The 22,935-nt window shown below is 50.7% G+C and carries 15 protein-coding genes and 1 pseudogene; 5 read left to right on the plus strand and 11 right to left on the minus strand.

The genetic code is table 11. From position 1 onward, the window contains the following. Positions 1-159 precede the first annotated feature (159 nt). Positions 160-3,765 (plus strand): WD40 domain-containing protein, encoded by a 3,606-nt coding sequence (locus ACM1PF_RS34685; protein WP_416671221.1) that lies wholly within the window; start codon positions 160-162, stop codon positions 3,763-3,765. 59 nt (positions 3,766-3,824) lie between these two features. On the opposite strand, the gene ACM1PF_RS34690 is transcribed toward ACM1PF_RS34685, so the two are convergent. After that, complete coding sequence (locus ACM1PF_RS34690) at positions 3,825-4,769, minus strand: hypothetical protein (RefSeq protein ID WP_416671223.1); 945 nt, start codon at positions 4,767-4,769, stop codon at positions 3,825-3,827. Positions 4,770-5,403: 634 nt separating this feature from the next. Continuing rightward, the gene (locus tag ACM1PF_RS34695; RefSeq protein WP_416671226.1) at positions 5,404-5,913 is read right to left on the minus strand and encodes a hypothetical protein; all 510 of its coding nucleotides are present in this window, start codon (positions 5,911-5,913) and stop codon (positions 5,404-5,406) included. Between the two features lie 72 nt (positions 5,914-5,985). On the opposite strand from ACM1PF_RS34695, the gene ACM1PF_RS34700 reads away from it, so the two are divergent. Then, a complete protein-coding gene (locus tag ACM1PF_RS34700) occupies positions 5,986-7,035 on the plus strand; it encodes a hypothetical protein (RefSeq protein ID WP_416671228.1) in 1,050 nt (349 codons plus the stop codon). A gap of 489 nt (positions 7,036-7,524) precedes the next feature. Here ACM1PF_RS34700 and ACM1PF_RS34705 read toward each other — a convergent pair whose 3' ends face one another. From ACM1PF_RS34705 to ACM1PF_RS34730, 6 genes are all read right to left on the minus strand, one after another. Further along, a complete protein-coding gene (locus ACM1PF_RS34705; protein ID WP_416676936.1) occupies positions 7,525-8,085 on the minus strand; it encodes a shikimate kinase in 561 nt (186 codons plus the stop codon). Positions 8,086-8,202: 117 nt separating this feature from the next. Continuing rightward, complete coding sequence (locus ACM1PF_RS34710; RefSeq protein WP_416671229.1) at positions 8,203-9,351, minus strand: hybrid sensor histidine kinase/response regulator; 1,149 nt, start codon at positions 9,349-9,351, stop codon at positions 8,203-8,205. 4 nt (positions 9,352-9,355) lie between these two features. Next, entirely contained in the window at positions 9,356-11,467 is a 2,112-nt protein-coding gene (locus tag ACM1PF_RS34715) for a PAS domain-containing sensor histidine kinase (protein ID WP_416671231.1), read from the minus strand. Positions 11,468-11,601: 134 nt separating this feature from the next. Continuing rightward, positions 11,602-13,824, minus strand: coding sequence for a DNA helicase RecQ (gene recQ, locus ACM1PF_RS34720; RefSeq protein ID WP_416671232.1), 2,223 nt, complete (start codon positions 13,822-13,824; stop codon positions 11,602-11,604). 210 nt (positions 13,825-14,034) lie between these two features. Continuing rightward, positions 14,035-14,484 carry a hypothetical protein gene (locus ACM1PF_RS34725; protein ID WP_416671235.1) on the minus strand — a complete coding sequence of 150 codons (450 nt, stop codon included), beginning with the start codon at positions 14,482-14,484 and terminating at the stop codon, positions 14,035-14,037. A 451-nt stretch (positions 14,485-14,935) separates the two neighbouring features. Continuing rightward, entirely contained in the window at positions 14,936-17,143 is a 2,208-nt protein-coding gene (locus ACM1PF_RS34730; RefSeq protein ID WP_416671237.1) for a hypothetical protein, read from the minus strand. A gap of 278 nt (positions 17,144-17,421) precedes the next feature. On the opposite strand from ACM1PF_RS34730, the pseudogene hemL reads away from it, so the two are divergent. Beyond that, a pseudogene (hemL, locus tag ACM1PF_RS34735) lies at positions 17,422-18,719 on the plus strand (glutamate-1-semialdehyde 2,1-aminomutase). Positions 18,720-19,075: 356 nt separating this feature from the next. On the opposite strand, the gene ACM1PF_RS34740 reads toward hemL, so the two are convergent. The 3 genes from ACM1PF_RS34740 to hisB form a co-directional block, all read right to left on the minus strand. Continuing rightward, positions 19,076-19,237, minus strand: coding sequence for a metallothionein (locus ACM1PF_RS34740; protein WP_416671239.1), 162 nt, complete (start codon positions 19,235-19,237; stop codon positions 19,076-19,078). Positions 19,238-19,498: 261 nt separating this feature from the next. Further along, the gene (locus tag ACM1PF_RS34745) at positions 19,499-20,398 is read right to left on the minus strand and encodes a Uma2 family endonuclease (RefSeq protein WP_416671241.1); all 900 of its coding nucleotides are present in this window, start codon (positions 20,396-20,398) and stop codon (positions 19,499-19,501) included. After that, positions 20,398-21,057 carry an imidazoleglycerol-phosphate dehydratase HisB gene (gene hisB / locus ACM1PF_RS34750; protein ID WP_416671242.1) on the minus strand — a complete coding sequence of 220 codons (660 nt, stop codon included), beginning with the start codon at positions 21,055-21,057 and terminating at the stop codon, positions 20,398-20,400. The genes ACM1PF_RS34745 and hisB overlap by 1 nt, the downstream gene beginning before the upstream one ends. Positions 21,058-21,177: 120 nt before the next feature. Here hisB and ACM1PF_RS34755 point away from each other — a divergent pair, with 120 nt between their 5' ends. Further along, positions 21,178-21,390, plus strand: coding sequence for a DUF4089 domain-containing protein (locus tag ACM1PF_RS34755; RefSeq protein ID WP_416671244.1), 213 nt, complete (start codon positions 21,178-21,180; stop codon positions 21,388-21,390). Between the two features lie 12 nt (positions 21,391-21,402). After that, complete coding sequence (locus ACM1PF_RS34760) at positions 21,403-22,800, plus strand: AtzE family amidohydrolase (RefSeq protein ID WP_416671246.1); 1,398 nt, start codon at positions 21,403-21,405, stop codon at positions 22,798-22,800. Positions 22,801-22,935 lie beyond the last annotated feature (135 nt).

Genomic DNA, 22,935 nt, shown 5'->3' on the forward strand with positions numbered 1-22,935 from the left:
GCCAGTCATCTCTATGTCTTCCAAGATAAGGGGATGTTTTGTAGTTGTCGTTACAGAAAATGTCCACTCTTCAATGGTTTAAAAGGTCCACTTTTGTCCGGTCTACCTCATTAACTGTCCATTTCACTTCGCTACCCCCCTGGAGAACAGTCGCCACCTATGGAGTTTGAACAAGCCTTTGCGATCGTCAATGCTGCGATGTATCACTGCTTCGGGCGATACCTCAAAGATATTGAGGTGACGATCTTACGGGGCAGTTGGCATCACCTGACCTATGAGCAAATTGCCGAGTCGAGCCAGTATTCCATCAGCTACATTCGGCGGCATGTAGGGGCGAAGTTTTGGAAGCTGCTGAGTCAGGCATTGGGTGAACCCGTTAGCAAAACAAACTTTCGCAGTGCTTTGGAGCGACGGTGGCAAGAGGAGCAGCAGACCCAGCGAGAGCAGCAAAACCAGCCAAAACCAGAAGAACATACAGGACTTGAAGAAGGCAGTACTGCTCCTATCGCTGCCTTCACGCATCTCTCTACTGTGGATTGGGGTGAAGCGATCGATGTCACCATTTTCTATGGTCGAGAAGCAGAACTGGATACCCTGCATCAGTGGGTGATAGACGATCGCTGCCGGATGATTGCATTGCTGGGCATGGGAGGCATTGGCAAGAGTTCTTTGGCTGCCAAAATTGCACACCTTTTGCAAGATCAGTTTGAGTTTGTCATCTGGCGATCGCTGCGGAATGCCCCACCCCTCGAAACTCTACTCAGAGATGTGGTTCCATTTCTTTCCAGACAGCAAGATGCCCAGGTAACGCCCCAACGGTTTTTGCACTGGTTGCGAACGCATCGTTGTTTGGTGATTCTGGATAATGCGGAAACAATGATGCAGGCGGGCGATCGAGCCGGGCATTACCAACCGGACTATGAAAATTATGGCGAATTGCTGCGTTTAATTGGGGAAGCTGCCCATCAAAGCTGTGTGATTTTAACCAGCCGCGAAAAGCCTGCTGAAGTTGCGGTGCTGGAAGAGGTGGAAGGATATGTGCGATCGCTTCAATTGGGCGGCTCGAAAGCAGCTTCCCTTGCCCTGCTAGAGGCAAAAGGCTTACAGGGCACAGAGGCAGAAAAATTGCGGCTGTGTGAACAGTACAGCTACAGCCCTCTCGCTTTAAAAATTGTGGCTTCTTCCATTAACAACCTCTTTGATGGCGCGATTGCCGACTTCCTCGAACAAGATACGCTCATCTTTAATGGGTTGCGTCACCTGCTAGAACAACAGTTTGAACGGTTATCCTACCTCGAACAAACGATTATGTACTGGTTGGCAATTAACCGTGAGTGGATTTCCGTTGATGAGTTGTTAGAAGACATCATTCCTACAGTATCCCGTGCTAGCGTTTTAGAGTCTTTGGAATCCTTATCCTGGCGATCGTTGATTGAAAGAAAATCCGGAAAATATACTCAACAGCCCGTCATAATGGAATATGTAACCGAACAATTAATTGAACAGATTATAATTGAACTGATCACAAAAAATCTAGATTTGTTTGCTAAATTATCACTCATTAAAACAACCGTCAAAACCTATATTCAAGATGGCCAGAAACGGCTTATTCTAAGAGCGATCGCTGAGAAACTTTGTGCTACTATTCGATCGACAGACGGACTCGAGCAGCACCTTAGAACTATTATTCAATCCCTACGAAATAATCCTACTCCATTTCCTGATTATGCCAGCGGAAATCTCATCAACCTCTACCGCTGCTTGCGATTAGATCTAACAGGCTATAATTTTTCTCACCTCACCATTCAACACGCTTGCTTGCAGGGAATTGATTTTCATCACGTTAATTTGCAAAATTCCAGCGTCTTCAAATCAACCTTTTCTCAAGTAGTGGGTGCCTTATATTCTATTGCCTTCAGTCCAGATGGAACTTTGTTGTTGGCAGGGGATATGCATGGAGCAATTAACGTTTGGCAGATTGCGAATGACCAATTACTTTTAAACTGGCAGGCTCATGCAGGATGTGTAATGAGAGTAGTCTGGCATCCCAATGGGCAAATTTTTGCCAGCGGAGGGGGTGATCCTGTTATTCGGATTTGGGATAGCCAAACCAAGCAATGCCTTCAAATATTAACGGGACATCGAGAATTTGTATTTTCACTGGCGTGGAGTCCTGATGGGCAATGGTTTGCTAGCAGTAGCGCCGATCGCACCATTAAACTCTGGAATTCGCAAACGGGTGAATGCTTGAAAACACTCGAAGGACACAGCAGCACAGTTTACTTTGTCGCTTGGAATTTGGATGGTACTCAATTAATGAGTTCCAGCAGTGACGGTACCTCTAGGCTCTGGAGCTTAGAAAGTGGAGAATGCCTTCGGGTGTTTCAGGTTGAGGGATGCGGGTCACGCGCGATCGCCTGGAGTCCAAGTGATCCGCGACTAGTGAGCATTAGTCATGGACAGCTTTTGCGAATTTGGAATATTCAAACCGGGGAATGTTTAATTACCTTTGAGGGACATGCAAGAGAGATTTTTTCAGTCGCCTGGAGTCCCGACGGAAAAACGTTAGCAAGCTGTGGCGATGATTACACCATTAAACTCTGGAACGTTAAAACGGGTCAATGTTTAAAGACACTGCTGGGACACCAAAATTCTGTTCTATCTGTCACTTGGAACGCTGACAGTACCCTCTTAGCATCAGGAAGTCATGATCAAACTGTGAAGCTTTGGGATGTGGAGAGTGGGCAGTGTTCTCGCACGTTGCAGGGCTACAGTAATTGGATTCGCTCTATATCCTGGAGTCCTGATGGAAAATCTCTAGTTAGTGGTGGTGCCGATAAACTCGTCAGGATTTGGGATGCAGAAACTGGAAAATGCCTGAAAAGTCTATCAGGTCATGATTCCTGGATTCTCTCCGTGCAATGGAGTCCAGACGGAAAAACGATCGCTAGCAGCAGTGCGGATAACACAGCAAAACTTTGGCAGGTTGAAACGGGACAACACCTCCACACATTGCAGGGGCATCGTCACTGGGTCTATTCCATTGCCTGGAGTCCCGATGGGAAAACTCTTGCCACTGGCAGTAGCTCTAACGGTCGCTCTTTGAGGTTGTGGAATGCCCAAACAGGTGAGTGTCTGAACGTTCTATACGGGCACAACAGTTGGATCTGGTGGGTCGTCTGGAGTCCGGATGGCAAGCAGATCGCGACAGGTGGTAATGACCTATTGGTCAAAATTTGGGACAGAGAAACCGGAGAATGTCTGCAAACGCTCCATGATGCTCATCTTTCAGGTCGAGCGATCGCCTGGAGTCCCGATGGCTCAACCCTAGCCACCAGCAGCGATGAACGAACTATTTTGCTCTGGGATATCCAGACAGGAAGGTGCTTGCAACAGTTGGCAGATCATGCAGGATTGGTCTGGGCACTCAGTTGGAGTCCGGATGGACAAGTCCTGGCCAGTGCCGATGAGCAGGGAACGATTAAACTCTGGAACTGCACAACAGGGAAATGCTTCAGAAATCTACTTGGACATGAACGTCTAGTTTGGTGTGTAGCTTGGAGTCCTGATGGTCAAAGACTTGCGAGTAGTAGCAGAGATGGGACGATCAGAGTCTGGGATATTCAAGCTGAAGAGTGCCTGCATCTACTGAGAACCGATCGCCCCTACGAAGGCATGAACATTACTGGAGTGAAAGGGCTAACAGATGCTCAAAAGAATACGCTGAAAGCATTAGGGGCGATCGATCATTCAACTTTATACTGATTGATGTTGAGGTCCTTAGCCGATCGCTTATACATATTTTTGGCATGATGAAACCACCACTAAGACCAGCCTTTGGCTAACTCAATCACTTTGGCTTTACCGCTCGGACTGATTTCACCCAGCACCCGAATGAAGTTGGAATGGGTTAAACCCGAACAGAGGAACGTCCAACGGTAGGCTTGTTGCTGTACCTCTAAAATTTCCTGGCGTTCTGAGTCGGTGAAGCGGCGATCGACCGCCCGTTCCAAATTCACCAGATCAAGGTTGACCTGTTCCATCAGCGCATCGTGCAAGAGATGCACCAGTTTCAGGTAATCCTCGATCGCCAGTTCTACAACGTCCGTTCCCAACCGTGCTGCTAAGTCATACGCCAATAGGGTATCCAGCTTGGTATGTTGGGCTTCCTCTAACCAGTGACATCGCAGTAAATCACAGAAGCAGAGATCAAGATCCTCTTCATCATTATTGCGGACACTTTCCAGGTAGTGGCTTTGCGTCGTCCATTCAAACTGCAAGGTTAATAGCAATACGCTAAGGGGATGATGCTCCAGAATTTTGGCGGCCATTGCAGCGGTGGACTCCATGCGATCGCAGGGATAACCAAATCCGGCTTCAAAAGCAGTCGCAAACTCCTGAAACAGGTGAATATGTTTGCCCTCTTCCTCGGCAAAGCCCAATAAAGCTTGCGTTGCAAAAATGTCATCAAATCCTAGCCGCTTCACCTGCTCCAACACCATTGGAATGATAAACTGCTCTACCAGGACAAACAGATGCAGATAGCTACAGCCCCGGATATGGTTAAGGGTCAACTGTTCCGATGGATTGAGACACTCAATGTCCTCTGTTCGTACCAGCGATTCCGGTAGAAACGGTTTTGTAAAATCTAAGCACCGGGTGGGATTAATTAAGTCATGCACTTGCCAATTCACCTTTTGGGCATCCTGCCAAACTTTTTGATAAGGATGTACCTGAGCGGTGGTTTTCGATTGCCATACCCCAGTCATTGCACTAACCCGCCTTCAGCTGAAGAAAAAATCTTTCTACTAGCCTACGCTCTCTAACCTGGCTTGTGGGGATTAAAAAGTATGGAATTTGGGTGAAAAAAGTATGGTTTTAGCAAGGGCATCTGGGTACGATCCGTCCAGATGGTTCAGCCATTCGACAACGGTTATGATGCGGATAATCTAGTAGAAGCGAGCGTGAATTGAGCAACCGTAGAGCGGGCATCTTGCCCGTGCAGGCTGGAACCCTGCACTACGAAAGGTGGGCGTATTGCTACCGAGGTCTACTAGTGTACATGGATTCATCAACCAATGCGATCGCAGAAGCGTTCGGAAACAGAAAACCTATACCTGCGACAACACAAACTAACACACTCTAGTGTACGAAACCTGAAAAATTTTCCATGATATAGCGTTCACAAATTGTTTGTGAACAAGGGGGTAGGGGCAACGCCCCCACCCAGGGTTTTACCCCTGCACCCCGTTCAAATCCCACGGAGGATAGCTATATGAAGCAATAGGAAAGAGCCAGACGACACAAAAAGGTCAAATCTGGCTCTGAAGCTAAACCGAAGAGCGGACTCGGCTTAGGTTAACCTCACTACAGTCAGGTCTGAGGTCTATTCAAGGGAGTGATTTACCACAGAGCTGGTACTCCTTCGACTGCGTCATCCGCACCGCCACCAATACCACCAGGGGCATCCTGTGGGCTATCCACGCCAGGAGCGGGGCTAATACGATCGACTCCATCTTGAGCCTCGTCTTCTGGTGCAGGCACGGCAGGGGCAGCAGGGGCAGCAGGGGCAGCAGGGGCAGCAGGGGCAGGAGCTGTTTCTGCTTCAATATCAGCCGGAAGTTGCTCCTGGAGTGGGCGACCGGGTTGAGTCTCTGGAGCGCGATCGATTATGGCATCATCGTCTAATGCATCGCCCGGTGCATCGGGTGTCAGGCCTGGTGCATCATCTGGAGTCACGCCTGGAGTTACGCCTGGAGTCGGCTCTAATGTCCCTTCCGTGATGTCGTCATCAACATCCGTTTCATCGGCATCCGTGACAGCACCATCATCGGGCGCACCGCGATCATCCCCTACGAAGCCAGAACCCTGCCCACTGCTTTCGGGCGTAAGTCCACCATCATCGCCAACCACTGCGTCATCTTCAGGTTCGGTTTCTCTAGCTTCATCCGTGTCCTGATCGTCGTCAACCTCAGCAGCAGTATCTTGATCCTCAGTTCGATCGCCAGGTTGATCACCAACCTCAGTATCCTGATCACTGGGCTGATCGCCAACCTCAGTATCCTGATCACTGGGCTGATCGCCAACCTCAGTATCCCGATCGCCAGGTTGGTCATCGGCTCGATCGTCTGTTTCAGAATCATGGTCATCAGCTCGATCGCCCGCATCGGCTTCGGCAGCATCGTCTCCTCGATCGCCACCCTCGGCAGCGTCACTGTCATGACCGCCATCATCACCACGGTCAGCAGCGTCACCGCTATCATCACCACCATGACCACCCTCGGCAGCATCGCCACCCTCGTCACCACCGTGGTCACCCTCAGCAGCATCGCCACCCTCGTCACCACCGTGACCACCCTCAGCCGCATCGCCACCCTTGTCACCACCGTCATGACCACCCTCGGCCGCATCGCCGCCATCATCACCACCGTGACCACCCTCAGCAGCGTCACCGGTATCATCACCACCGTGACCACCCTCAGCAGCGTCACCGCTATCATCACCACCGTGACCACCCTCAGCAGCGTCACCGCTATCATCACCACCGTGACCACCCTCAGCAGCGTCACCGCTATCATCACCACCGTGACCACCCTCAGCAGCGTCACCGCTATCATCACCACCGTCATGACCACCCTCGGCCGCATCGCCGCCATCATCACCACCGTGACCACCCTCAGCAGCGTCACCGGTATCATCACCACCGTGACCACCCTCGGCCGCATCGCCACCCTCGTCACCACCGTGGTCACCCTCAGCAGCGTCACCGGTATCATCACCACCGTGGTCACCCTCAGCAGCGTCACCGGTATCATCACCACCGTGACCACCCTCAGCCGCATCGCCACCCTTGTCACCACTGTCATGACCACCCTCGGCCGCATCACCGCCATCATCACCGCCGTGACCGCCATCATCACCGCCGTGACCGCTATCATCACCGCCGTGACCGCTATCACCATCACTATCGCCGCCACCCTCTCCAGTTGCGACCAGATCTTCACTCATAGCGATTTGTTTAGACGCAGATTCTAAACTAGCGAAGGCAGGCAAGGCAAAAAACGCGCTGACACTTGCAACACTTGCTATGACCGCTAATCTTTTAAACAAATTTATGTTGCGACGGGAAATCATATATAGCTCCTAATTTTTCTGAAAAGAGTGTTCAATGAGCTTCTCACGCAGGATTCGGAAGGAGTAGATGCGGATGAGAAGTGGGAGTTGATAAAGTTCCCGAATTGGAAATACCGTCCTACAGAAAAATACTGAGTCGATATGTATCGCCACGAAATGAAAGCTCAGGAAATAACCTAGCCTGAGTCAAGAATGTAACACTTCTGTCTGTGGATGTAGTTTAGGCTAACCAAAAGGAAGGTTAGCCTCTATTGTAGATTTAGAGAGGGTTTGACGCGGTTGGTGATAATTGGAAAATCTAACTTGAGGCATTAATTCTATTTTCACAGAGTATTATGCCAAATCAAGCAAAGTGTATTTTGTAAAATCAGCGATCGTGTAAGATTTAACTTACTCCTCACTCGGCGGCTCTAACTTCGGCTTCAAAACCCCTGGGATAGACTGCAAAATCCGATCGCAAATTTGTTCTGGCGTTTCCCTCACCCCTATCCGAACATGGAGATCAGCCTGAGCATAAAGCGACTGGCGTTGGTTAAGCAGTGTTTCCAGGGTGTGTTTTGGGTCGGCTTGCTGAAGTAAAGGGCGAGAAGAGTCTGTTTTGAGGCGATCGTACAAGGCATCTACCGGAACATCTAGCCAAACAATTAGTCCATGGCGGAGATAGCTCCAGTTCATTTGCTGAAGCACAATGCCCCCGCCCGTGGCAATCACCAGCCTGGTGTAAGATGCGAGTTCTGCCAGTACTTGAGATTCAATTTGCCTGAATGCAGCTTCTCCAGAGGTTGCAAAAATCTCAGTAATGGATTGCCCGGTGGACTGTTCAATGACCATATCCGAATCAAAAAAGCGATAGCCTAAACGAGTCGCTAATTCCTGCCCAACAGTTGTTTTTCCCGCTCCCATCATCCCAATCAGGTAGAGATTTAATCCTTCCAACCGATCGCCTGGCATTTCGTTCGCCATCGCGTTTGAGGGTTGACTGGAGATTTCATTTGGTTTTCCGTTGGTCATTTCCTTCCCCGATCGTTTGCTAGGAACCTGTACTCATGGACTGGTCAAGAACTGGGCTTATTGTACAGGGTTCGTGTTAAGCGGGCATTCTAATTTGCGAGGTAAGGTGACTCGAAAAGTTGTGCCCTGGGCGATCGTACTTTCTACTTCAATCTGGCCACCCTGGAGCCGCACACATTGTTGAGCAATGGCCAAACCTAATCCAGTTCCAGGAATTTTCCCAACATTTTCCGCCCGATAAAACGGTTCAAAGAGTCTGGTTTGAGCCTCCCCTGGAATGCCAATTCCCTGATCCTCCACTTCCAAACAAACGGTTTGCTCATTCCAGGACAGCCGCAATTGCACATCTCCACCCTGCGGTGAGTATTTAATTGCATTCGATAGTAAGTTGTTTAACAGGTGCCACAGCAGCTTGGCATCCAGGAGCACCGAGCACTGATCGGCTTGGGAGGACAGATTGAGCGTATAGGCTTCCCCTATCCCTAATTGCAGCGTTTCCAGTTGTTCCTGGCAAAACTCAACCATTTCAATCGGCATGGGAAAACATTCTAAATACTCTGAGCCAGTGCGTTCCAGCGTTAGCACATCCTCCAGAAGATAATTCAGGCTATCGGCAGCCATCTGAATTTGTTCGAGAAAATAGCGGCGACGATCGGGGGAAAGCTCCTCCCCTTGCCGATGCAAAATTTCGGAGGCAAACCGAATCATTGCCAGGGGATTGCGGAGTTCGTGGGATACCATTGACAATAGCTCAGACTTCGACTGAATTTGCGCTTCTGCTTGTTGCTTGACGGTTTCAGTAGTGGTTAGCGCCTTGCGAATATTCGATTCAATCTGATGCCGGGACAAAGCCACTTCGATCGTCGTAGACAACATACTTTCGTTGAACGGCTTGACGATGTAGCCAAAAGGGTAGGTGTCCTTCACGCGGGACAGGGTCGTGCGATCGGCATAGGCAGTCAGGTAGACGATCGGGACATCAAATTGCGTCTGAATCCGTTCAGCGGTCTGAATTCCATCTAACTCCCCTGCCAGGTGAATGTCCATCAAAATTAAATCCGGTAGCTGAAGCTCAACCTGCTGAATTGCTACTTCGCCTGAGGCAACCAGGTCCGTCACCGTATATTCCAGAGATTCCAAAATCTCTCGCAGATCATCTGCAACCAGTTGTTCATCTTCGACGACCAGAATTCTAGCAGTAGGCATGGTTTCATGAAGCACTAGATGAGCAACGAGATGGACAAGGGAAGGTAATACAAAAGGTCGTGCCGGTCTGATGTTGGATGGTTAGCTCACCACAAATTTGTTTGACTAAATTTCGAACAATTCGTAAACCCAGCGAAGGAGAAGTTTGCCAGTTTAAATCGGGCGGAATTCCAATGCCATCATCTGCCACCGTTAGGATTCCTTGCTGAATTGCAGCATGGTTTGGATCTGGAGCAATTTTGAGTTGCAAGGTAATGCTTCCGTGCTGATTGTCTGGAAAGGCATGTTTGAGGGCGTTCGTGACCAACTCATTGACAATTAGTCCACAGGGAATAGCTGTATTGAGATTCAGAGGCATTTCATCTGCTTCGATCGCTAAAGTAATCCTCTCTGGACTGACACCATAACATTGAAATAATTGATTAACTAAAACGCGAACATACCGGCCAAACTGAATATGCGATAAATCTGGTGATTGATAAAGCTGCTCATGAATTAACGCCATTGACTGCACTCGATTTTGTGCTTCTTGAAATAAAGTAGCAGTTGATGAGTGTAGCGTTTGGCGCGCTTGCATCCTCAGTAGACTAGAAATAATTTGCAAATTATTTTTGACGCGATGGTGAATTTCCTTGAGCAATACCTCCTTTTCATTCAACGCCGATCGAATTTGTTCTTCAGACTGTTTGCGATCGCTAATATCTAAATCTACCCCACTCATCCGCAGCGGATTACCCGCTTGATCCAGAAAAACCCGACCCCTAGCGGCGATCCAGTGGATAGTTTGATTGGGATAAACCACCCGATATTCGGCGGTAAAGTCTCCCGTTTGCAACGCTTGAGTGGATTGGGCTGCAAGCTCTTCCTGATCATCTGGATGAACGCGGCTGAGAAAAGCCGTGCGCGTCCCATTAAAAGTTCCCGGTTCAAAACCAAATAATTGTTCCGACTGGGCAGACCAGGTTTGCTGTCCGGTTGCCAAATCCACTTCCCACACCCCCATATGGGCAGCCTCTAAAGCCAGTCGCAGCCGTTCTTCACTCTGCCGTAGAGCCGCTTCGGTGCATTCGTGTTCGGCAATCTTAGCCTGCAACTGTTGGTTCACCCTCTCCAGTTGGGCTGTGCGTTCCTCAACCCGCGATTCCAATTCCTGATTGAGTTGTCGTACGGCAATTTCTGCCTGTTTGCGATCGCTAATATCAATAATCACACCGACAATTTGGTGGGCTTTTCCCGATGCATCATAAACACCACGTCCGCGGCTCATCATCCAGTGCAAACTGCCATCCGGATGAATCACACGATACTCCGCCGTGTAGTCTGTCCGAGTTTGTAAAGCATGGGATTGTAGTGCTTCAACCCGATCGATATCTTCAGGGTGCACCCGATCGCGCCACATCTGATAGTGCACCTCAGCCTCATCTGGGACATAGCCCAAGAGCCGAAAATGATTGCCGTTCCATTTCACTTCATCGGTTGCCAACTCCCAGACCCAACAGCCGATATGGGTTAGCTCCAGGGTGAGGCGATGCTGTTCTTCACTCCGCCGCAGGGCAATTTCCGTCGCCTTGCGATCGCTGATGTCCATGCCAATCCCAATCATGCGGAATGGCTGTCCGTCTGCGTTGTATATGCCTCTGCCTTTCCCCATCAGCCAGCGGATACTGCCATCAGGACAAATCACGCGATATTCCGCCTGGTACTCAGTGCCGGTTTCTATTGCCTGCTGTGCACTCTGCTCCGTGCGTTCTCGATCGTCTGGATGCACCCGATCGCGCCATGCTTCATAGGCTTGGACAATTTCCCCCGGACGATATCCCAACAGGTAAAAATGACTGTCATTCCAGGTTACTGCTCCAGTTTGCAGATCCCAATCCCAGATGGCAAGCTGATTCAGATCCAGGGCAAAGCGAAACTTCTCTGCCTGAGTTCGCAGGTCAACTGCTGCTTGTTCGTAGTCTTTGATAACGGCGTTGGCGTGCTGTAGTTTTTCATGACAGGTGCGAAGCTGCTGCTCTAGCTCAAGGATACGGGCTTGCAGAGGCTCAGGTGGAGTGGGTTGAGTTGAAAGGGGCTGTACCTCAGGATGATAGGCTGCCAGGTTGGGGTCAGACATGATCTGCAAAGGAGGGAGTGAGTGGGCTACATGGGATCAGTCGAACGGTAGATGGTTATTTCTAAACATTACTCAGTCCCCATCAGTTTGCAAGTAACGTTATGTTTCTCCGGTTTGCACCAAATTAAAGCCCCTCAGGCAGTCGATCGCCACTTAGCACGCACCAGCCGAATCTCACCATAATCATACTGTTCCCCTAAATGATCGCGGATTAACCGTAGGGATACGGCTCCTACAGTTTCAATCGCTTGTTCAATCGCAGTTTGGCGATCGGGGGCAACAATGGCATCCAGGTGAATGGCCTGTCCGGCTTCTAGCAGTAGGGAGAGATGCTCATAAACGGTAGACAGTTTCAGATCTCGCTTTTCCGCAATTTCCTCTGGCGTGAGACCATTTTGATACAGATCCAGGGTCAAAAAGTGAGTCCGAGACAGGACGGGGTGCGGTGGAGAGTCGATGGGCAGCTCGATCGGTGCCGGATCTTCCAGGCTGGAGTAGCGGGGAGTAATTCCCTGGGCTTCGCAAAAAGCCCGGATCTCCTCCACAAACCGGGAACCATACTGACTAAGTTTGTAGCTGCCCACCCCCGAAATTTTGGCAAAAGCTTCCAGGGTGCAGGGTTGTTGCTGGGCCATCAGCTTCAGGCTGGAGTCACCAAAGACTTGATAGGGCGGGAGGGATTGTTCATTGGCAATTTGCTTGCGTAAAGCCCGCAGGCGATCGAACAATAGTTCTGCTTCGGCCCGCAGTTTGGAAGTTGCCTGGGTATCCATCTGTCCGGCTCGATGGATTAACGCCACCTGCACCGATCGCTGCCCCCGCATCACTTCCCAACTCAGGGCATTCAGCCTGAGAATACCGTAGCCATCGTTGGTTTCATCCAGGAAGCCTTGCTGAAGCAGCGATCGGGACAAAACGCGCCAATCCTCCGTCGATCGGTCTTTGCCAATGCCGTAGGTGGAAAGCTGATCGTGCCGATTACTCAGAATCCGTTTATCCTTAGAACCCCGCAGCACGTCGATAATATAGTTCATGCCAAATCGCTCTTTGCACCGAGCCACGCAGGACAAAAACTTTTGGGCTTCGATCGTCCAATCTTCAACGGGTTTAGGATAGAGACAATTATCACAATTGCCGCAATTTCCGGGAAAAGCTTCCCCAAAGTAGCTCAGTTGCACCGTGCGCCGACAAATCGCACTCTCGGCATAGCCGATGACCTGCCACAATTGCTGCCGTGCAATCCGCTGTTCCTGTTCCAACGGTTCCCCCGTCTGCGGAGCAACTTTCTGGTCAATGATCCATTCGATCGCCCTGATATCGCCTGAGCTGAAATAAAGAATGCACTGGGCCGGTTCTCCATCGCGCCCAGCCCTTCCCGATTCCTGATAATATCCCTCCAGGTTACGGGGCAAGTCGTAATGCACCACAAACCGTACATCGGGCTTGTTAATCCCCATCCCAAAGGCGATCGTCGCCACCATCACCTGGACATCATCTCGAATGAAGCGAGTCTGGTTTTCTGATCGTTGGGTATCTGCCATCCCAGCGTGGTACGGTAAGGCCGCAATGCCATCTCGTTGCAGGCGATCGGTTAATTCATCGACTCGTTTTCGACTGAGGCAATAAATAATCCCTGAGCCATTCGTTTTCCGAATCAGGGTCAGTAGTTCATTGTAGGAAGTTTTGCGTTTCTGCCGGACTTCATAGTGAAGGTTCTGACGATTAAAACTGGCAATGTGAATGAAAGGCGATCGCAGCTCTAATTGTTCGATAATATCTTGCCGCACTCGATCGGTTGCAGTTGCTGTCAATGCCATGCAGGGCACATCTGGATAGCGCGATCGCACGTCTTTCAGTTGGCGATATTCTGGGCGAAAATCATGTCCCCATTCCGAAACGCAGTGGGCTTCATCAATGGCAAACCGGGCAATCCCCTGGCGATCGTGAATTTGATCTAGGAACGCCAGAAATTGTTCGCTCAACAATCGCTCTGGTGCAACGTATAGTAGCCTGATTTCTCCCCGATGAATTTGTGCTGCTCGATCGCGGACATCGGTAGGGCGGAGGGTACTATTGAGAAACGTTGCCCCAATGCCATTATCCTGTAATGCCTCAACCTGATCCTGCATTAAGGCAATCAACGGAGACACGACGATCGTGATTCCGGTTGATAGCAGTGACGGCAGTTGAAAACACAGGGACTTCCCACCCCCCGTTGGCATAATCACCAAAACATCTTGACCGCTAATGGCAGCTTGAATAATTTGCGGCTGCCCCGGACGAAAGGCATCATAGCCGAAATACTGCTTGAGCGTTGGCTGAACCAAATCCAACGTGGGTGTTTGATCGGAAGTCATAACCGGAGGGATGCAATGTCACGTCTCTATCGTGCCCGAATTGACGGGGGCATTCTCGGTTATATCGTGAAATGGCGAGATCAGGGATGTAAAGATCGACGCACTTAATTTTTCTACCGACTAAAATCTCCAAAAGTACAAATCTCAAGCTGACCGCTCTGCAATTTGCTGGACGATCGCCCCATCCACCTGAAGCCGCTCAAAATCTGATCAAAAAACTGAAACAGCTCCATTTGGAGCAATACTCACCGAAGTTCGCCCTGGTGTATCACTCAACTGCTCCCCAACAATGATGGTAACGGTATTTCCTGAAGTAAACACATCCATACTCAGTCCAATATTGCGCCCCTCTGGATGGGCAACCAGATAAACGGGTGGTGGCAGAAATTGAGTGTTGATACTGCCAAAGGTAACGGTTCCCCCTGGAGGCACCAGGCGATCGGCTGATGCCGGTTGAGTCAGACGAAAAATCACCGCCGCTCCACCCCCATTAACCACTTCAATCCGAATCGGCTGATCTGGATTCACGCTGGCTACGACCTGCCCTGCCTGGGCGAGCTGGACAGATGACTGGACGGAGGAATTAGCAGGGGCGATCGATGGCAGGATCACCCAACCCATTGCGATCAGGGAAAGAGCCAGAGAAACGTTAGCTTTCATAAATTTTCCTCACGGTTAGGGGTATGAATTGAAACACTGGGACAGTCGTAGCACTAGGAAATGGGGATAGACAGCTTGTGGAGTCCTTAGGATTTTGGATTAAATAACCTGTAAAGCATTTTACTTTGTTGACTGGGCGGGCAAGACTTCGGCTTGAGCCCTTCGGCTTGAGCTCAGGTCGAAAGCTCAGTCGAAACGCTGCCCACCCCACAAGAGTTCAGTCTATTGAATTCGCTTTCCTTTGTCTCGTTTCCTGAATAGATAAAATATCTGTCTCACAAGAGTTCTCAGGGTGCTGAATCGCTTTCCCCACAAAAATCAGCCAGGCGAATGCCTACCTTACAAGGGCTGGATCAAGGTGGGTGTTTGGCATTTTCTACCTTTAGAATATTAGCTTAATCGAGGGAAAAATTCCTCTGTCACCCTTTAGTCAACCCGTTTTCGAGAGTTTTTAATCATTTCCCTGTTTGCTATTTAGCGATCGTTGTATGGTTTGCAGAACTATCTTTTCTTCTGAAGTAATGACTCCATCCAATTCGACTAATTTCTGGCATTGAGCCATAAGCGGAATGGCAAAGTCACGATTCACTTTTTTAAGTAACGCTGCCAGAGAAGGCGGAGATTGAATGTTTGACTCGATCACCTTCAAAGAAACAGGGCTGAGATTAAGCGTGTGGAGTTCGGGGAGAATTTCTGTCCCGGTTTTGCCTGGGTTTCCTGCCGAAATGACGTGAACCAGAATTTGATCCATGAGGATCTGTTGCGCGATCGCTTCCTGCAAATACTGTTCACTTTCAGCTTGAGAAGCGGCAACGGTTTCACTAGAAGTTGGCCCATTCAGCTTGGACTCATAAAATTGACAGGCCGCATAGCCCAGTGCATACAGCGTCACTGCATTACTACTTGCGCCAATGACTGCTCCTGCAACAGGGACATTTCGTAGAAAACCTAAACCTGCCTTCAAAGCTAGATTGCCACCCAACGCCAACCCAAAGATGGCTAAGACTTCACCCTTGCGATCGGGATGTAGCAAATCCAGTCCATAGGCTGCCGCAATCTGGTAAACCATTTCAGCCTGCATGGCTGTGGTCGTTGCCAAATCTACCGCAAACATTCCAGCCGCTGCCCCAGGTAAGAGACTACTGGCAAAGCCTGAACCACCGACATAAACTGCTTTCTCGGTCATAATCCGATGGGCAATTTCAGCGGGTTTGTCCTTGGGATGTTTTCGCTTCAAGTGATGGACGCGAGCTTCAGCGGCAACAATATCTACCCGGTTGACGATTTTAACCAACCAATCCATCTGCAAGGTTTTCGTCAGTACCTGGAGCTGAGGGCTATTGTTAACCACTTCCAACACATACCCAAATCCGGTTGGAACCTGCATTGCCGTATTGACTGCGGTTTCTCCAGCACCGATCGCAGCACTCACCACCGCCTGCCCTGTATGGGTTGCCATTCCACCGATCGCCTCTGCGGCTCCTCCTACCGTGCTAGCAGTCGTTCCGACAACAGCTTGCCCCGCATAGGAAACCGCTCCACCGATCGCTTCTCCGGTATCGGATACCATCTTGGTGAGCGATCCCCACAGTGAGGCATTTTCCTGATTGTTCAAATCAATGGTTTGGCTCCATGCCTGGAAGAATGCGCCCTTACGCCATCCAGAAATCTGCAACCGATGTAAAGCAGGTAACTGAAGTTGATCAACAAATTTCCGAACATAGGAGACGCACTGCTCTTGCTCTGGACTTTTCTCTGCTTGCAAAACAACTTGCAAGTATCCATTCTGAAATTTTGCTTTTGCTGTAATCCCCTGCGATCGTAGGATGTAACTTAATGCCTTGCTAATGGCTTCGCTGTCCCCCTGTTTTGCCTGCTCTAAACAGCTTGCTTGTGGTTCTGAAGGGGATGCCTGAACTGCTTGAGGTGGGGAAGGCGCAAAGGGATCTAAAGGAAAGGTAAATGGTTCAGGAAGTGTAGCAGGTGGCTCTGGCAAGTTTGCGAAAAATTGGGCGATCGGATCGATCGGATCTAAAGGATGTTTGGACTGTCCAAAATTAGCTTGTCCAAGCTCAACCTGAATCTGCCACTCTGGGAACTCATCTCCTGTTTCTCGTCCGTATAGCTTCACCCATTGGCAGTCCTGAACGGTTAAGGATCGGAACGGTTCTTCAAGACGGGACAGGATTTCTGCCTGGCTGGGAGCAGGGATCGCTTCCAGGATGAGATGTAGAGTGTTTTGCTTAAGAGAAACTTTCACCACGATCTCTGGAGCCATAAGCCATTGATTGACTAAAGAGGCGATCGCTTCCAAATCCCCTCCCTGAGCTAATTCGGTAAGATCTGGTTCTGGCTGGGGGATAAACTCAAACTCTTCACTCCAGGAAGGAAACTCATCCCCCGCTTCCCGCCCATAGATTTTGATGGTTTGGGCGGATAGAAATTGTAGCCGGGTAACAATAGCTTGCACTCTGGCAACGGCATCCTGCTGATTAGGAGCCTCTACTGCTTCCAGCATAATGTGTAGACATCCGGACTTCAGCCCCACTCTGGCAGTCATCGTCGGCTGAACGTAGCGATTGATTAGATGTTCGATCGCCCTGGGGTGACCCTGCCGGGCAAGCTGTTCGGTTTCCAATGGAGAAGGAGAAATAGTCATTGGTAGGTCTGAAGGGAAGATGAGCGTTTTCCTGGAATGTTCGCTTCACGCTCTGAGCGTTTCTAGAATTCCCATAAGGAAGCTTGTCCTACCGTTGTGTTGAATTTAACCCTGTACCGACTCAGTAAAATCCAGGTTTCTTGACCTCAATGGATTAAGAGCCGATGCCAAATAGGATAATAAGAGGTTGGGGCGATCGTTTCTCGATCACCAATGCAGTGCTTATCGCTGTGACCCCATGACAAATATGGGTTAGATGCTCATAAGAGGAGAGAAATTTGGTTACTACATCGCTTAACACGACAAAATCAGAAGAAATCTTTGCGGCAGCGCAGAAGCTCATGCCGGGTGGAGTCAGTTCCCCCGTACGAGCCTTCAAATCTGTGGGTGGACAGCCGATCGTATTCGATCGGGTTAAAGGTGCCTACATTTGGGACGTAGACGGCAACCAGTACATCGACTACGTGGGAACCTGGGCCCTGCCATCTGCGGCCATGCCCATCCCGATGTCCTTGCAGCCCTGAAGGATTGTCTGGAAAAGGGGACAAGCTTTGGTGCGCCCTGCTACCTGGAAAATGTGCTGGCGGAAATGGTGATTGATGCCGTGCCCAGCATTGAAATGGTGCGCTTTGTCAACTCTGGAACGGAAGCCTGTATGGCTGTACTGCGCCTGATGCGGGCCTTCACCGGACGGGACAAGGTGATCAAGTTTGAGGGCTGCTACCACGGTCACGCGGATATGTTTTTGGTGAAGGCCGGATCAGGGGTGGCCACCCTGGGTTTACCGGATTCTCCTGGAGTCCCCAAATCGACGACCGCCAACACCCTCACCGCACCCTACAACGATCTGGAAGCCGTGAAGCAACTCTTCGCCGAAAATCCAGATCAAATTTCGGGCGTAATTCTGGAACCTGTGGTGGGTAACTCCGGCTTTATTCCTCCGGACGGGGGATTCCTGGAAGGGCTGCGGCTGTTAACCCAGGAGCACGGAGCCTTACTGGTGTTTGATGAAGTGATGACTGGCTTCCGCATTGCCTATGGCGGGGCGCAGGAAAAATTTGGCATCACCCCTGACCTGACAACTTTAGGCAAAATCATTGGTGGTGGCTTACCCGTCGGAGCCTATGGTGGACGCAAAGACATTATGGAAATGGTGGCTCCAGCGGGCCCAATGTACCAGGCGGGCACTCTGTCTGGTAATCCTTTAGCCATGACCGCAGGGATTAAAACCCTGGAATTGCTCAAGCGTCCAGGCACCTATGACCAACTCGATCGCATCACCCAAAAACTGGCGGAGGGAATGCTACAAGTTGCCAAAGAAACCGGACACGCAGCCTGTGGCGGACAAATTAGTGCCATGTTCGGATTCTTCTTTGCTGAAGGGCCGGTGCATAACTACGAAGATGCGAAAAAGTCGGATTTAGCCAAATTCGGCCGTTTTCACCGAGGGATGTTGGAGCAGGGAGTTTATCTCGCCCCCTCTCAATTTGAAGCTGGCTTTACCTCGCTGGCCCATACCGATGAAGATATCGATCGCACGTTGGCAGCGGCAAGAGCGGTGATGGAGAGTTTGTAGAGGAGTGAGGAGTGAGGAGTGAGGAGTGAGGAGTGGAGGGGGGAAGGAGGAGGGTTCGCGCGTGGGCGTTTGTTTAACGTTGCCACAGGCAGTCAGCCCGTAGGAGTGAGACAGGAAATGCTTAGGAACGCAAATTGAATAATCTGAAATTCTTGTGGGGTGGGCATCTTGCCCGCCCAGTCAACAGGCAGAATGATTACAGGTTATTTGATCCACAATCCTTAGAGGTGTGAAGGCACAAAGCATCAAGTCCAGATAGAAGACCGACAAGGAACTTCTCATCTACTGGGCTTGACTTCTGACTCCTCCCTCCTCCCTTCTAACTTCCCTCTCCTCTCTCCTCCCTCCTCCCTTCCCTAACACTCACATCCGCTGTGGCCGCAGTTTTCTCCGTTGGGGTGTCCGTTGGCGCAGGCTTCACTGCAATAGTGCTTGCCATCTTTGTGAATTGCCTGTTCGAGCGAAACGATACACAGGCAGGCTTCACAGGCGCATTTCATTTGAGTCACGGTAGTCATGGGAAATACCTCATCTCTATATTCCATGATTACTATAACATCTGAACAGATATTCAGATATACCTGAATATAAATTAGTTTTTGAGATGGAAGTCTTGCAATTGGACTTCCTCAGTCGCAAGGGGATGGTTGAAGGATCTGAGCTACAACCAGCAAGCTAGTACACTGCGGCTTGAATATGCCTACCATCTGTAGGGCAGGCTTCTAGCCTGCGCGGGCATCCTGCCCGCGCTACGGTAGCTAAACTCACGCCAAGGTCTACTAGAGCGTTTCTGGATCAATTCCAGCCGATCGCAGCCGTTCCCGTAGATTGGCTAATTCTGCTTCTGCCTGTTCAGCCCGCAGTCGTTCTTGTTCTGCTCGTTGGCGTTCTTGTTCTGCTCGTTGTTGCTCTAATTCGGTGTCCGTTGGCACCCAGTTGCCCAGATCGTCGTACCAGCGTAGCCACAGGCGATCGATTCCTTCAAACTCTCCCTGCCATAGCCCAACACCCAGATTCAGTTCAGCAATCCAGAAGCGGGGTTGGGTAGGGTTGAGTTCCTGTTCTTGATAGTGACCGCCCACTAGCTTGAAGACCCGGAGGCGATCGGTGCGACGGTTGAACACGAAATAATAAGGAATTCGCAGAATTTGCTCATAAACCGTCCATTTGCGCGGCGGTGCTTTTTTAATGCTTTGACCGTTGCCCTGAGGGTCAGAAGCAGCTTCAGATAAGCGTTCCTCACCCTCTGCGATCGACTCAATCTCTGCCCATTCGCCCAGGTCTTCCTTCTCTGTCCCTGGAGACAGTAGTTCCACCACGACAAAAGGATTCGTGCCCTCCTGCCACACCACGTAGCTCGATCGCAGATCAACCTCATCATACAAACGGGGAATCCCTACGACCAGGAACCAATCGGGTCGCTTATACCACTGGGAGTAGCGGACATCATAGTACAGGTTAATGTCACTGCCGATAAAAATTTGATTGGGCGGGTAACGATGACAGCGAAAGGAGCGTGTCAACAGTTGAGGTTGGAGTCCATGAAATTCATCAGGCAAGCCAGGCTCATCCGGGTTTTCACTGGGCAAATCGTACATCGTGGGCAGGGTTTCCCGTGGCGATCGCGGTGGATCGGTTTGGGGCACGGGATAGGGCGGATGGTAGGGCGGATAAACCATCACAACACCCCTTTAGAACTGGGAATCAGATGGGCCCGCCGTGGATCAATTTCGATCGCCATCCGCAGGGCGCGGGCAAAGGCTTTGAAGGTTGCCTCAATGATGTGATGGGAGTTAACGCCATCGAGCTGGCGAATGTGGAGGGTCATCTGGGAGTGGTTGACGACGGCCACAAAAAACTCTCGGACTAGCTGGGTATCATAGCTGCCGACCCGATCGGTGGGGATTTGCAGCCCGTAGCTGAGGTGAGGTCGCCCGGAAAAGTCGAGGGTGACTTGCACCAGAGCCTCATCCAAGGGCGCGAAGAAATGCCCAAAGCGCACAATACCCTTGCGATCGCCCAATGCCTTTGACAAAGCCTGTCCCAGGGTGATGCCGACATCCTCATTGGTGTGATGATCGTCAATTTCCAGATCGCCCGTCGCCTGAATGTCTAAATCAATTAACCCGTGGGACGAAATCTGGTGCAGCATATGATCCAAAAACGGAATGCCTGTCGAAGCCTTACACCGCCCCTGCCCATCCAGATTCAGACTTACCTCCACATCCGTTTCTCCCGTCACCCGATGCACAGAAGCCGTTCGAGCCGGAAATTCTAAATTCAACGATGACAGTGGGCGGTTTTCAGAGGTTTCGCTGCGGGAATCACGAGTTTGCATGGATCGGCAATGCGTTTAGCACTAATGTTGACAACAGTAAATCCTATTTTAGTCTGCGATCTGTCCGGTAAAATATGCCGCAGAAGTCCTGTTGTTCAGTGGATTAGTCAACGGAGAACTATGACGGCTCAAGCTCCAGATCCTTCGTATGCCTCAGAAGCCAATATGCCCGAACTCGTCGATCGCCTCTCCCAGGTGCTCGATTTACCGATCGTCTCCGAATACCGTCCCGGCGTGATCATCAACCTGGAACGGACTGCCACGATCGCCCAACTCGTCCTCGATTTTCCGTTACCAGAGACGATCGAACCCGCTCCATTTTTTCAGCCGTAGGGGGGCGAAGTTATGTCATCCATCTCTTCCACCGATGCCATTGCCACTGCTACTGCCATCCGTGAGCGCAGAATCAGTGCCGTTGAGGTGATGCGAGCAACGCTAGAACAAATTGCGGCCACCCATGAAACCCTAAACTGCTTTACAGATGTACTGTCAGAACAGGCACTGAAACAAGCTGAACGGGTTGACCAGTCGATCGCTCAGGGAGAACAACCAGGAGCACTGGCGGGAGTTCCGTTTGCGGTAAAGAATCTGTTTGACGTGAAAGGGATAGTGACGCTGGCAGGCTCCAAAATTAACCGGGATAATCCCCCAGCCGTTCAGGATGCGACAGCGGTTGCCAAGTTGCGGCAGGCGGGAGCGATCCTGGTGGGAACCTTAAATATGGATGAGTATGCCTATGGGTTTGTTACGGAAAACAGTCATTATGGCGTGACCCACAATCCCCATGATGTCCAGCGGGTGGCGGGGGGATCATCTGGCGGATCGGCAGCATCAGTGGCCGCGGGATTGGTGCCCTTAACCCTTGGTTCCGATACGAATGGCTCAATTCGGGTTCCAGCAGCCTTTTGCGGCGTGTTTGGGCTGAAGCCCACCTATGGCCGACTGTCACGGGCGGGCGTTTATCTACTGGCTGCCAGTCTGGATCACATTGGATCCTTTGCTCGATCGGTGCGAGATCTGGCCCTGACCTTCGACCTGCTTCAGGGGGAAGACTTGCGGGATCCCATCTGTACGCCTTTACCGCCCGAACCTTGCTTTCCGCAGATTGATCAGGGCATCCAGGGACTACGGATTGCGGTGGCGGAAGGTTATTTTGCTGAAGGGGGAGAGCCAGAGGTATTTGCAGCCGTTGAGCAAGTCGCACAGGCCTTGGGGGCAACCCAGCGGGTGATCCTGCCAGAGTCCGATCGGGCGCGGGCCGCCGCCTATGTGATGACTGCCAGCGAGGGCGGAAATTTACATTTTGAGCGATTAAAAACCCGTCCCCAGGATTTTGATCCAGCCACCCGCGATCGATTTCTGGCAGGCACAATGATTCCTAACACCTGGTATGTGCAGTCCCAACGGTTTCGCCAGTGGTATCGCCATCAGGTGCGGGAATTGTTCCAGAAGGTTGATTTAATTCTGGCTCCCACGACTCCCTGTGCAGCACCGCTGATCGGACAAACCACTATGGTCTTAAATGGCGAAACGATGCTGGTTCGTCCCAACTTAGGGTTGTATACCCAACCGCTTTCTTTGATTGGATTGCCCGTTGTATCAGTGCCGATTCAGCGTCCCAATGCTCTGCCGTTAGGAGTGCAAATCATTGCGGCTCCCTATCGAGAAGCGTGGGTATTGCGGGCAGCGGCCCATCTGGAAGCGCAGGGAATTGTGGCGGCTTCGGTGCGATCGCCAAGCTGAAGTGGCAGCCGATCGACGGTGCGAAATATCGTCAGTGCGAAATATCGTCAGTGCGAAATATCGTTAGACTGATCAAATAGCTTGTGCAGGGATTTCACTGGGTTGTAGCTTGTAGCTTGTGCAAGCATTTCACTG

It is taken from the genome of Egbenema bharatensis FJBBOT/2019 (genome assembly GCF_048077055.1).
GTDB lineage: Bacteria > Cyanobacteriota > Cyanobacteriia > Elainellales > Elainellaceae > Egbenema > Egbenema bharatensis.